Origin of the sequence: Imperialibacter sp. (genome assembly GCF_048007035.1) — a bacterium.
In the GTDB taxonomy this organism is placed as follows: domain Bacteria; phylum Bacteroidota; class Bacteroidia; order Cytophagales; family Cyclobacteriaceae; genus Imperialibacter.
Map to the genome: position 1 here is coordinate 5,268,125 of NZ_CP180355.1, position 13,266 is coordinate 5,281,390.

Here is a 13,266-nt window from a genome sequence, read left to right on the forward strand (position 1 = left end):
GTGACCCAGCGATGGCTTTAGCGGCACCGCAGCGACGGACCGCCATCAAAACACACCCAACCCCCTCACTTCTTCCCCTCTATATCAATCTTTGCATTCTCATTAATCAGCTTGTCGTTGAGTTGGGTTACTTGCTTGTCGAGCAGGGTCTGGAACTCGGTTTGCACCCGCACCATTCGTTCGTTCAGCACGCCTTTTACTTCTGCTTGCTGGTTGGTGGGTTTAAAGTCCGCTCCTTTGGCCGTGATGTCGCTGGCGAGAGCTGAAAGCCTGCCGTAGAGCTGCATCGGCGTGCGGAAGGCATCCTCACGGGCGCCTGTCATGTGAATGTCGTACAGCTGCCCGGCAATGGCAGTCGCCTGACCCTGCACCGCCATCAGCTCTTTCTGGAGCTTGGCATTTTTGATCGTGGGGATCATCTCCTCCAGCTCCTTCCTGATCCACTCCACCCGGTCGATCATTTCCACCACAGTGTTCAGGGCGTCACGCAGCTGCAGCGAGAACGCCACCTGCTCTTCTATTTCCTGCTGAGTGCCTTCCGTAGAGGGGTCTTTCAGCACGTCGACGGTTTTGATGATTTCCGTGTCGCCTACCTTTATCTTCACAAAGTATTGCCCTGGCGCCACCCGTGGCCCAAGTTGACCACCCCACAGATCCAAATCCCAGGTAACCAGCGGTCGCCAGCCTTCTCCGTTCATTTCTACCCAGGGGCGGCCTTCTGGCTTCGTCCTGAGCTTGGGCTTGAAAGTGGGTTCATAGCGCAGGTCCCACATCGTTCGGTTGATGCCAGCAGTTTGCTTGCCTTTCAGGGTGCGAATCACCTCTTGCTGTGCGTTGAGGATGGTGATCACTACCGGCTGCGCCACGGAGTCTTTCAGGTAGTAGTTCACCGCCACACCATAGGCCGGGTTTTGGCCTGAGTTCAAGCCAGGGCCATCGGTCTTGATCGCTTCTTTCTCCTGGAAGCGATAGGCCTTGCGCAAGTCAAATGCATGCACCGCTGTCGCCTGCACCTCTTCGGAAAACTGCCGGATAGGGGAGATGTCGTCCATGATATAGTAGCCACGGCCGTAGGTGGCCACCACCAGGTCGTCGAAGTTTTCCTGAATGGCCAGCCAGTACACAGGCGCAGGAGGCAGGTTGTTTTGCAGCGGCATCCAGGTCGCACCATCGTTAGGCGAGTAGTACACGCCATTATCGGTGCCGGCAAACAACAGCCCCTGCTTCTTCGGGTCTTCCCTCACCACGTGCGCAAAGCTCAGGATAGACTTAGGAATGCCGTCGCTGATCTTCTTCCAGGTCTTGCCATAGTCGGCCGTTTTGAAAATGTACGGGTCAAAGTCGGCCATCTGGTGCAGGTCGATGGTGATGTAGGCGGTGCCTGCGTTGTAGCGTGACGGCTCTATGTTCGAGATAGTACCCCAGGGCGCCACCGGAATGTTCTTGCTGACGTTCGTCCAGGTTTTGCCGCCGTCTTGGGTCAGCTGCACCTGCCCGTCGTTGCTGCCCGTCCAGATCAGGCCTTTTTGAAGGGGCGATTCTTCTACGGCAAACAGCGTAGCACCGTCAAACGTCATCAGGTTGTCGATGGCAATGCCGCCGGAGTTCTGCTGGTGGGTTTTGTCGTTGAGCGTCAGGTCGGGGCTGATCAGCTGCCAGCTTTGGCCGCCGTCGTCGGACTGGTGCACATACTGGCTGCCTACGTACACCCGGTGCGGCGTATGCGGAGAGAAGCTCAGCGGGAAGTTCCAGTGCCAGCGATACTTCAGGTCGGCGGGCTTCCAGCCATAACCGGCTTCCGGCCACACCCTCACTTCCCTGGCATGACCAGTGCGCATGTCGAAGCGCTGGAGGCCGCCGTCGTAGCAACCAGACCAAATGATGTTGTTGTCGAACGGATCAGGCTTGGCGAAACCACTTTCGCAGCCGCCCACTCCCTGCCACAAACCCAGGGGGATATAGCCCTGCAAGCTGTTGCTGGGTCCCCGGTAGGAGTAGCCGTCCTGCCGGTTGCCGTACACAAAATAAGGGGCGTTGTTATCCACAGCCACGTGGTACATCTGCGCAATGGGCAGCACCACCCGCTGGAAGGTCTTGCCATGGTTCAGGCTAATGCTGGCGCAGCCGTCGTGGGCCACCATCATGCGGTCGGCGTTGGTGGGGTCAATCCACATGTCGTGGTTGTCGCCACCACCACGGGGTGGCCTCTTCTCCAGCGTTTTGCCGCCATCCAGCGACTGCGCAAAGCGAACGCTGAGGAAGTAGATTTCATTTTCATTGGCAGGAGAAACCGCTATGCGGGTGTAGTAAGGTGCCCGCTCGGCCATGTCGTGGTGGTTGCTGATGAGTGTCCAGCTTTCGCCGGCGTTTTCTGTACTGTACAGCGCAGGGCTCTTGTCTTCAAACAGGGCGTATACTTTGTTAGGGTTGCCGGGCGCTATTGCCACAGCCGTTTTGCCAACCGGATGGTCTTTGCCTCCTGGCAGACCGTTGGCCGACATGGGCTTCCACGTTTCGCCGCCGTCGGTAGATTTATAAATGCCGCCCCCAGCGCCTCCGCTGTTGAGGCCCCAGGTGTTGATATGGATCGACCACATGGCTGCATAGAGGACGTTGGGGTTGGTAGGATCCATGCTCAGGTCTGCAGCGCCTGTGTTTTCATCCACGAACAGCACTTTTGCCCACGACTTGCCACCGTCTTTGGTGCGGTAAATGCCCCGCTCTTGCTGTGGGCCATAGGTGTGGCCAAGGGCTGCTGCGTATACAATGTCCGGATTGGTAGGATGCACGATCACCCGGCCAATGCGGGCTGTTTTTGCCAGCCCCATGTTGGCCCAGGTGGTGCCTGCGTCGGTGGATTTGTAGATGCCATTGCCAATGGAGTGGGCCGGACGGATCAGGAAGGTTTCGCCAGTGCCGGCCCACACGGTAGAGGGTTCGGAGGGTGCCAGGGCCAGGGAACCAATGGAGGAAACGTTCTGGTCGTCGAAGATGGGATTCCACGACACTCCGCCGTCTTCCGTTTTCCAAATGCCGCCCGAGGCAGCGCCGATGTAGTTGACCATGGGGTTGCCTGGCTCACCCACAATGGCGATGGCCCGGTTGCCCTCTGGGCCAATGAAGCGGTACGACAGCTCGTCGAAGACCTTTGAGTCGACCTGGCTAAATGATAGGAGGGGGAGGAGCAGACAGGCGGCTACGCCGGTCAGGCATTTGAAAACAATTGAGTTCATCTGTTTGGCTTAGGTTGTAAGCATAAGTCTACTCAATTGGCGGGAATGTGGAAAGAAGATTTAGGTGATCGGTGAATTAAAGAGGTTTCGAATTAAAGAGGTTACTCTCTGCGGAAGCGCAGATGGTAACCTCTTTAATGCTCCGGGCCTACGGTGGTGTTAGGCGGGCTGCGTGAAGACTACAAAAGTTTTGCCGGATAGCCCCGGTGCGCTGCCGTTACTTGCTTTGGTTGGGTAACCGGCTTTGGCTGGCGTACCAAACTTTTGTAGTCTTCTCTGCTGCCACCCTTACGTTCCGTTCCGGAGTGAGTCTCACACGCCGGAACCACCCCCACAAAAAAAAAGGCACCGTTGCCAGCGCCTCTTTTCCGTATACAAGCATTATTCACTTTCTTGTTCATGCGGCACCTTGCCGTTCGACTGCGCCACAGCTTCCAGCTGGTCCTCCGATGGGTCGTCGCCCTTGCCCTTGCGGCCACTGCGCATGTGGTTGTACTGACCCACCAGGGCGTTGAGCTCCTTCACCGTTTTGCTAAAGGGTTCGGCTCCCTTTTTGATGGTGTGGTAGGCGACAATCAGGTCACGCAGCTCATAGTAAGCCTCTGCGGCCGTATTTCGCTTGTCTTTGAGTGTGTCGGCCGACACGCTGCTCATTTCAGTGTTGCGCTGGAGGTACTTCTCGTTAAACGCCGTATTGGCCTCCTTCAGGTCAGTCGTCCAGTCGCTGAGCTGCAGGGCTGCTGCTGCTTCACTGAGGTCTGATTTGCTAGCCCACTCGGTCAGTATATTGTTGATGATGGCCGTTTCGCTGGCGTAGTTTTGCCTGGCTATATTGCCGCCATAGTTTTTGAGGTGCCCGTTGAGCAGCTCGGCGTACCTGCGAATGGTGGCGCTGGGGTGGTAGGTTTGGGCGTTCACCAGCAGCCCCAGGCCCGTAATGGTCTTATCCCGGCGGGCATCCAGCTCTTCAAGCTCTTCGGTGGTGGCAAAGCCACGCTTGGCTTTAAAAATGGCGTTGATCTCACCCAGCACGGCAGCAAGAGCGGCATGTTCGGCTTCCACCTTCAGGGCAGTAGGCTTGTTGTTCGACACAATGGTGAGTACATCGCTCATGAATTGCGAAAATTCACTGTTACGCAATGTCTTCAGACTTATTCCTTCTATCATAGCAGATAAGGGGTTTAGGTGAAAAAAAGAATCGTATGAGTGTATTTATTACATATAATAAGTATACCAATAGTAATATAGTAAATACACGAAATATTCTGCAAGAACTTTTTGTAGTAATAGGAGTGGACATAGGGTGATGGATGGCCGCAGCACTGTTGGTGTAGAAATGGAAAAATATCTGAACGAAGCAGTGGGAATAGACTTATCACTTACTGGTAGACGAAGCGCCGCAGTACTGCGAAGCTTGTCAACAGCCTGGGGAAAGCTGCCGCACCGCTGAAAAAGCCCACCCTTCGCCAGGGGAAAGGCATTGCAATGAAAAGAAACCAATCCTATACACGGGAAAGGCAAAACACGGCTACAGGATGAAACCCCGAAAGCAAGAATGGCGTAGCACGGCTGAGGTAGCCAACCCTAAAAGTGGGAAAACGTTCGCTGAGCTGCATGGGCTGATTGCTGGTAGGGGATAAGCTGTTGCAGCGGTGCGGCAAGGAATTTTTAGGTAGGGGAAAGGTGAAACGCCGGTGTTGCGATCTCTTTTAAGTAACTACTCCATAACCAGCGTCCATAGCCTCCATCACCCCCAAAGCCGGGCCAACACGATGAAAGGAGGTTACTATCTGCATGAAGCGCACATAGTAACCTCTTTAATGCTCCCGGTCTGTCAGTGTTTTTGGAAGGGCTTATTACCATTGGGTGCTCAGACTCAGAGGTACGAGTTGCAAACTCGCACCAGCCTGCATTCTGCTTGAGGAGTGCTAGGGCTAGCAGGGGGATGGCACCAGCATTTTTTGCCACTGGCTGGCAGCTCGAACCAACAGGTTTCTACTCTTCACACTCTCTTAATATCTAACCTGTCGATTGTCCAGTAGATGAATTGCCCTACAACTTTATCGTCATTGATCCAGTCACCTAAGTCGAGTTGAAAGTCACCAAAGTTAGCAATCACTGGTCTCACTGATTGAATTGTCCCGTAACAATAATAAGCCCAGTCCTTAACATTTGATTTCTCAATCTTTATTTCCCGGCCTTTGTTTTCTCCGAAGACTGTCTCCCAGCTGAGGGGATATTCTAACTGAGTCAAAGACACATGCAATTCCTCACCAGGTAAAAAGTTGTCGCCCCAAAAGAAAGCATCAAAGTGTCGGCCGTTAATTTGAAACGTCACAGTTCCTTCGTGTTCGTCTGTCTTGCTAACACTTATGATTTTAACCTTCTGCTTCATTGTCCAAGGAGAATTACCAAAAGTAATTGGATAGGCCAAATTACCATGTTCGTTTTCATGGCTGCCAATTTAGCAAATACTTTCACGAGCAGTTGCGGCGATGCAATCGCCAGTTTCGCACGCCCTCGTTTCCGCTATCGCTCAAACGAGGGCGATTGGGGGGGCGATAGAGTGTTCTAGGAAAATGAAATGGGTGTTGTATCTACTAGTGCAACAGAGACCTTCTTAAGACCACTAGCAGTTGGAGAATAAACATTTCCAGAATAGGTTCTATGACCTTTGTCGTATGTCAAAATAAATATTTGAATTGGGGGAACCGCTGTTTCTTTGATGTGAGCTTCAAATAGTTTGGAGTTTGGGAAAAGGACAAAAGATATTTCATTGGTATTAAGGTTGTTAGAAAATAACTGGATGGTCGCAGCAGGAGTTGTAGTTTCGCCAACAAAGAAGTTAGCTCCTTGTATTCGAATACTGTTTGTACTGGTGACTTTTCCTTCAGTGAGATGCTGGCTCCAACTGCCACTTAGCGCCTTAAGATTGAAAGCTCTATCAATTAAGTTAGTTATTTCCTCCTTATGCCTACTCTTAGTATCAGCAAGTTCTTTGTCTATCGACTTAATCTTCAAATCCATAGTTTTGATTTGCAATTGCAGGTTTTCATTTGAAGTTTTTGAGATTTGTAAATCAGTTTCTACCTTTTTGTATTGCTCAATTTTTAGTTCAAGTTTGCCCGTAGTGTCGTCTAATTTCTCCATCTTAGAAAGGTACTCGTCCATTACAGGTGATTTCTGCTTGCTTCTTTCAAGACTCTTGGAGTAGCCGTAAGATTCAGCATCAGTGTCCCGTATTTTTATAAACGCTTTGATCCAAGGAAAAAGAAACGTGTAAAATAAGCTAACCAAAAAGGGAAGCCCAAAAGAATACCACCAACTCGCACACTCTGATATAAAGGCTACCAAAGACGAGAAATCACTCTGCCAATAAAACAACGCCAGAGAAATCTGCCAGTTGGCTACAGCCCAAGAAAGAATAAAAGAGAAAATCAAAGGGCTTTTAAAGCGTTCGCCTAGGTGTTTGAAAAAATCTGAAAGAGATTCCATTGATGCGTAAAATGGTTTCTACAATATAGGCTTGTTTTGGCTGGTTTCTGTACAATTTCCTGAAGAAGTATCGAAGGATTTCTAACCCGGCTTCTCCGAATGGATTAAATCCCTCCGATAAGGCTTTGAGTTTACAAATCTAACGGAACTGGAGGAGTGACAGACTCTCACTAGTCTAGGCTCATTAGTGGTTGCTACAACTAGCGGGGGCTTTTACTGTAAGTCCATATCCTTGCGTAAGAGGCCTCGTGCTGTCACTGAGCATCGCTAAGCTTCGTTATCGAAGACTGTTTTCTTTGTCGACTTAATTTCAATATTTGGCCGGAGAAGGTTTTCTTTTAGCTCTGAGTTGTTGTTTGATATAAATGAATAATAATTTATAGGAATGTCATATGTGTCGACAAGTTTTTGCAGCACGGTTCGTATTTCGGGTTGTCCCATTCTAATATTGTTCGTCTCATTCATTAGATGATAGAACCCAGACCAAAATACAGCCGACTTATCGAAATTAATTTTGGTTGGTGAGCCAATTAACGAATAGCATCCGGAACTAGGGATTAGTGTTTTAGCAAATTCAAAATTGCACGCCTCACATGCTGAGATGAAAACACGCTTGTTTTTCAATTTGCTTTTTATCAGCTCTGCTACTTCATAAAAAAACAACTCTTCGAAAGTAAACGCTATTTGAGTCTTGTCCGCATGACACGAAAGGTGTAGATATCTAAACTCGGATTTGTCAAATTCATTTATTATTTCTTGTAGTTCATGACTTGTCCTTATGTAGTAATACTCATTTGGGATCTGACATAAATCCAAAATATCTCTTAGTATCTGACCATCTAGTAGGCCGTTTTTTTCATCATCGAGTGTCAAACTCTCAACAATGAAAACTCCATATTTATGTTTTGTATCCATTTACTCTTTTGTCTGATTTATATTAGGCATTGTAAATGCCGATATAGTGATAGAAGGTTTATGCTGTTGTCTCTAAAGTATAAAAGGGAAGAAATTGTAGCAGGCATGATTTGAGAGATAATTAGTGACGTCACATACAAAAGCTCTAAAGTATGCAAACTTTTATAGTCTACTTCACCTGACCCTACCACCAATCCACTTTCCCCCTTGATTCGTCAATAATTCTTGCTAAGATGCATTACCCTTAGATAAGCACCCCTTTAACGACCCCACTGGGCGGTCGGCATAGAAGATAAATTGAAGAACTGTCATTAACCATTGTTACCATGTTGAAAAAAGCCTTTGTCCTTGCTCTTGCCCTTTTCGTCACGAGCGGGAGCTACCTTCCCCAAGCCATTGCACAAACGACCAATAAAGACGCCCTGGCGGAAGCCGCAGCGGGCTTAAAGCTCCGTGGCATTGGCCCGGCGCTCATGGCTGGTCGCATCGCTGATATTGCCGTGAGCACTGCCGACCGCAGCACCTGGTATGTGGCCGTGGGCTCAGGTGGCCTCTGGAAAACCACCAACCGGGGCATCTCGTGGCAGCCCGTGTTCGATGAGCAGCCTTCGTACTCCATTGGCTCGGTCACCATCGACCCCAACAACCCAGATGTGGTGTGGGTAGGCACTGGCGAAAACGTGAGTGGCCGCCACATGGGCTGGGGCAGTGGCGTGTACCGCAGCGGCGATGGTGGCAAAACCTGGCAAGCCATGGGGCTACCGGCATCAGAGCATATAGGCAAAATACTGGTCGACCCCCGCAACAGCCACGTGGCTTACGTGGCGGCGGAGGGGCCTCTGTGGTCAGCTGGCGGCGACCGTGGCCTCTACAAAACTACCAACGACGGAAAAACCTGGCAGCTGGTGCTGCCTATCGATGAAAACACGGGCGTAACGGATGTGGAATTTGATCCTTCCAACCCTGATGTGCTGTACGCCGCCGCCTATCAGCGCCGTCGCCATGTGTGGTCGCTGCTGGCAGGCGGACCTAAGTCTGGCATTTACAAATCCACCGACGGTGGTGCCTCCTGGCGCCGCATGGCCACCGGCCTTCCCAAAGGAGACATGGGCAAAATAGGCCTGGCCGTTACACCGGCCAATCCGCAGCTGGTGTACGCCACCATTGAAGCCGCCGACAACGAAAAGGGCTTTTACCGCTCTACCGACAAAGGGGAGAGCTGGGAAAAGCGCAACAGCTACATATCGGGAGGCACAGGCCCGCACTACTACCAGGAGATTGAGGCTTCGCCTGTGAATGCCGACCTGGTCTACCAAATGGATGTGTTCCTGCACGTGACGAGGGATGGAGGCAAAACGTTTGACTACCTGGGCACCGGCCGTGAAAAGCACAGCGACAACCATGCACTGTGGATCGACCCTGCCGATGGAGAACACCTGCTGGCTGGCTGCGATGCGGGATTGTACGAGACCTACGACGAAGGCACCACCTGGCGGCATTTTCCTAACATGCCCGTGTCACAGTTCTACAAGCTCTCGCTCGACAATGCCGAGCCGTTCTACAATATCGTGGGTGGAGCGCAGGACCTGGGTTCGCTCATTGGGCCGTCCCGCACCACCAATGTGGAGGGCGTGCGCAACCAGGACTGGTATGTGCCGCTGGGCGCCGATGGCTATGACAATGCGGTGGATCCCGATGATTCCAATATTGTGTATGTGGAAATTCAGGAAGGCAGCCTGAAGCGCCTGGACCGTCGCAGCGAAGAAACACTCGACATTCAGCCCCAGCCTGCTCCCGGCGATGCCCCTGAGCGCTGGAACTGGGATGCACCTATTCTCATCAGTCCGCACAAGGGCTCACGCCTCTACTACGGCTCGCAGCGGGTGTGGCGCAGCGACGACCGTGGTGACTCGTGGACACCCATCAGTCCCGACCTGACCACCAACCGCAACCGCTACGAGCTGCAGCTCATGGGCAGGGTGTGGAGCGCCGATGCCCTCTACGACAATGGAGCCATGTCGAAATACGCCACGCTGACGTCGATAGCCGAGTCGCCCCTCAAGGAAGGACTGCTTTACACCGGCTCCGACGACGGTCTGATACAGGTGAGCGAGGACGGCGGCAAAAACTGGCGCAAGAGCGCTGCCCTGCCCAAGGTGCCGGCGCTGTCCTTTATCAACGACATAGAAGCGTCGGCTCACGAGGCCAATACCTTGTTTGCCGTGGCCGACGCCCATAAGTTTGGCGACTTCAGCCCCTACCTGTTCATCAGCACCGACCGGGGCCGCAGCTGGCAGTCTATTGCCAGCGACCTGCCCATGGGCACCATTGTGTGGGTGATCAAACAAGACCCTGTCGATCCTAATCTGCTGTTCATTGGCACAGAGTACGGCATCTATTTTTCTGTGAACAAAGGAGCAAACTGGATCAGGCTAAAGAACGGCATGCCCACCATCCCGGTGCGGGACATTGCGCTGCACAAGCGTGACAACGACCTGGTGGCCGCTACTTTCGGGCGGGGCTTCTACGTCCTTGATGACTACACGCCGCTGAGAAACCTGAGCCAGGCGGTGAGCCTGAACAACGCTACCTTGTTTGCGGTGAGAGATGCCTGGTGGTATGTGCCAAGCGTGCCCATGCAAGCCAAAGGCATGCCTACTTTGGGCACTACCAGCTTCAGGGCGGCTAACCCCCCGTTTGGCGCTGTATTTACATATTACCTGAACGACGTGCCGCAGACGATGAAAGCACAGCGCCAGGCTGCTGAAAAGACCCTGAACGAAAAGAACGCCAGTGTGCCCTTCCCCGGCTGGGAAAGGCTGCTGGAGGAGTCGACGGAAAAGACACCTCAGGCCATGCTGCTGGTGAGTGATGAAAGCGGGCAGCCCGTGCGCTGGATCAAAGGGGCCACGGCCAAAGGCTTGCACCGGGTAAGCTGGGACCTGCGGTTTCCCGCCCCCGACCCCATAGACCTGCGGCAGCCAGACTTTGTGCCACCCTGGGCAGGCGATGCACAGGGGCCGTTTGCGGCACCCGGTAAGTACAGCGTGACGCTGTATGTGTTTCACAAAGGCGTGATGGAAGCCAAAGGGGCTCCACAGTCGTTTATAGTGAAGCCCGTGCCTACGGCACCGAAAGGCACTGACTTTAAGATGGTGGCCGCTTTTCAGCAAAAGACCAGCGAGCTTTCCCGCCAAATATCGGGGGCTGCCAGTCAGCTGGGTGAAGCAGGGGAGAAGCTGCGCTACATGAGGGCAGCACTGATGGAAACGCCGCAGGCAAAACAGGAGTTGTTTGCCAGACAAAATAGCCTGGAGGAAGAGCTGGCTGCTTTGCGCACCCGTCTCACAGGTGACCGCATCCGAAGAGGCATGAACGAATCAACGGTGCCGTCGATCATGAGCAGAGTAGGGCAGGTGGCTTACGGCCATTGGGATACCCGGCAAACGCCCACGGTAACGCAGCAGCGAAACATCGACATTGCCACCACCGACTTTAGCCAGTTTAAAGGAGATATGGCTGCCTACCTCAGTAAGCTATCGCAATACGAAGCGGCGCTTGAGGCGGCAGGTGCGCCGTGGACGCCGGGGAGAAAATTCGAATAGGACAGTCGGACAGTCGGACAGTCAGACAGTCAGACAGTCGGAGTCGCATGGCAGGCGTCGGTACGGCGAGTGGCATTTGTGGTGGGCCGTCAGACGCCGGGGTAATGAAAGAAAGGAGACGGTAGTAACCCGCCTGCGCCAATGGCTTCAGCGAGCGGCCCATCTACGCTGAAAGCTTCGGCGGGCGGCCCATCTACGCTGAAAGCTTCGGCGGGCGAGGAAGTAGGAGAGATGAGGGCAGTGTTAGAAAGAACGCTGTTTCTCACGCAATGCAAGGGAGCTCAATTCCTTAAGGTTTCAAGAACGTCAAAGCCCTGAAAGGGCGGCATAAATCAGGAGGGCGGTGAAGCCCCATCCTGAAGATGATCGGTAACCCTGACAGGGTTTTTGAACGGGGCTTGGTGCTGGTGTGCGGATGCACCCACCGGAACGACGGAGGGATGCTGGTAAAGCCCCCAAGCCTCTTAACAATCCCTTAAACTCCCCATCAATCCCTCCTCTGAATTCCCAACCCGACCGCTCGTCAATTTAATCGGCTTTTTTCATACCTTATGTAAGTGATTACTCAGGCTACTTCGTCTTACAGTAGCAGGTGAACCGCATGCACAATGCAGGTTGCAAGCCTGGTCGAAACAATGGAAACTAATAGTCCTACTTAAAATAATAAATGAATGAAAATGGAACCAACTAGAAGAGAGTTTATAAAGAAAACCGCTGTGGCCGGATCGGTGGCGTTTGCGTTGCCTACTATCATGCCGTCAAGCGTTTTTGGTGCCAACGACCGTATCAATGCGGCTGTTTTAGGTGTAAATGGCCGGGGTAAAAGCCATATCAAAAGCTTTATGGTGCAGGACAATGTGCAGATCACCCACCTGTGTGACCCTGACATGCCTCTTCTGAAAAAGCGCCAGGCTGAGTTCAAAGAAACTTATAAGAAAGACGTACTCCTTGAGCAGGATGTTCGCAAGATCATCGACAACAAGGACATTGATGTGATCAGTATCGCCATGCCCAACCACTGGCATGCGTTGGCCACAATCTGGGCTTGCCAGGCTGGTAAAGACGTGTATGTAGAGAAGCCAGGCTCTCACAATATCTGGGAAGGTCGCAAGATGGTGGAAGCAGCACACAAGTACGACAGAATTGTGCAGCACGGCGTGCAGCTGAGAAGCTCACCGGCGATTAACAAAGCCATTGACCTGATGCGCAACGGCTATCTGGGCAAGGTATACATGTCACGTGGCCTTGTGTTCCGCTGGAGACCAAGCATAGGCGATCAGGGATTCTCTCCGGTGCCAGAAGGCCTCGACTATGACCTGTGGACTGGCCCGGCAGGCAAGCGTGCCTTCACCAAAAACCTTGTTCACTACAACTGGCACTGGGCATGGGACTATGGCAATGGCGACGTAGGCAACCAGGGCATTCACGAAACTGACCTTTGTATGTGGGGATTGGACGTGGGACTACCTACTAAAATCACCTCCATGGGCGGTAAATTCCTTTGGGATGATGCGAAAGAGGTGCCGGAAGTGTTGACCTCAGTTTATAAGTACCCTGATGAAGGAAAGATCATCCAGTTTGAAGTGCGGCCTTGGTGTACCAATGCTGAAGACGGCGCTTCTGTGGGCAATATCTTCTATGGCGAAAAGGGCATCCTCGTGGTGGATGGCTATGATAAGTTCAAGACCTATATGGGTCAGGACAGAACACCGGGCGAATCAGGCGACGATGGACAAGCTTCAGGCACGGGCATGGATCGTGGCGACGGTGGCACCGACGGACATTTCAAGAACTTTATCGAGGCTGTGCGCAAGCGTGACAGGTCTGTGCAAAACGGCCCCGTAGAAACTGCGCACCTTGCTTCCGGATTGGCTCACCTTGGTAATATTGCCTACAGGCTGGACCGTGTGCTGACGTTCAATCCAAGCTCTGAAACATTCGTGAACGACCCTGAAGCAGATAAAATGCTGAAGCGTAATTACAGAAAAGGGTTCGAGGTTCCTGAAATAGTGTAACTG

At 52.4% G+C, this 13,266-nt stretch carries 8 protein-coding genes; 3 read left to right on the plus strand and 5 right to left on the minus strand.

Annotated features, from left to right (window positions below):
* Positions 1–65: 65 nt before the first annotated feature.
* The 5 genes from ACMVP2_RS22790 to ACMVP2_RS22810 form a co-directional block, all read right to left on the minus strand.
* Positions 66–3,233: a WD40/YVTN/BNR-like repeat-containing protein gene (locus ACMVP2_RS22790; protein WP_416865242.1), complete on the minus strand. Its 3,168-nt coding sequence runs from the start codon at positions 3,231–3,233 to the stop codon at positions 66–68.
* Between the two features lie 381 nt (positions 3,234–3,614).
* Entirely contained in the window at positions 3,615–4,400 is a 786-nt protein-coding gene (locus tag ACMVP2_RS22795) for a DUF6261 family protein (protein WP_416865243.1), read from the minus strand.
* Between the two features lie 835 nt (positions 4,401–5,235).
* The gene (locus ACMVP2_RS22800; RefSeq protein ID WP_416865244.1) at positions 5,236–5,628 is read right to left on the minus strand and encodes a hypothetical protein; all 393 of its coding nucleotides are present in this window, start codon (positions 5,626–5,628) and stop codon (positions 5,236–5,238) included.
* 176 nt (positions 5,629–5,804) lie between these two features.
* A complete protein-coding gene (locus tag ACMVP2_RS22805) occupies positions 5,805–6,728 on the minus strand; it encodes a hypothetical protein (protein WP_416865245.1) in 924 nt (307 codons plus the stop codon).
* A 267-nt stretch (positions 6,729–6,995) separates the two neighbouring features.
* On the minus strand, positions 6,996–7,643 hold the full coding sequence (locus ACMVP2_RS22810; protein ID WP_416865246.1) for a hypothetical protein: 648 nt from the start codon (positions 7,641–7,643) through the stop codon (positions 6,996–6,998).
* Positions 7,644–7,969: 326 nt separating this feature from the next.
* On the opposite strand from ACMVP2_RS22810, the gene ACMVP2_RS22815 reads away from it, so the two are divergent.
* From ACMVP2_RS22815 to ACMVP2_RS22825, 3 genes are all read left to right on the plus strand, one after another.
* Positions 7,970–11,248, plus strand: a complete 3,279-nt coding sequence (locus ACMVP2_RS22815; RefSeq protein ID WP_416865247.1) for a VPS10 domain-containing protein — start codon at positions 7,970–7,972, stop codon at positions 11,246–11,248.
* A 141-nt stretch (positions 11,249–11,389) separates the two neighbouring features.
* On the plus strand, positions 11,390–11,566 hold the full coding sequence (locus ACMVP2_RS22820; protein ID WP_416865248.1) for a hypothetical protein: 177 nt from the start codon (positions 11,390–11,392) through the stop codon (positions 11,564–11,566).
* 353 nt (positions 11,567–11,919) lie between these two features.
* Positions 11,920–13,263 (plus strand): Gfo/Idh/MocA family protein, encoded by a 1,344-nt coding sequence (locus ACMVP2_RS22825; RefSeq protein ID WP_416865249.1) that lies wholly within the window; start codon positions 11,920–11,922, stop codon positions 13,261–13,263.
* Positions 13,264–13,266: the final 3 nt, after the last annotated feature.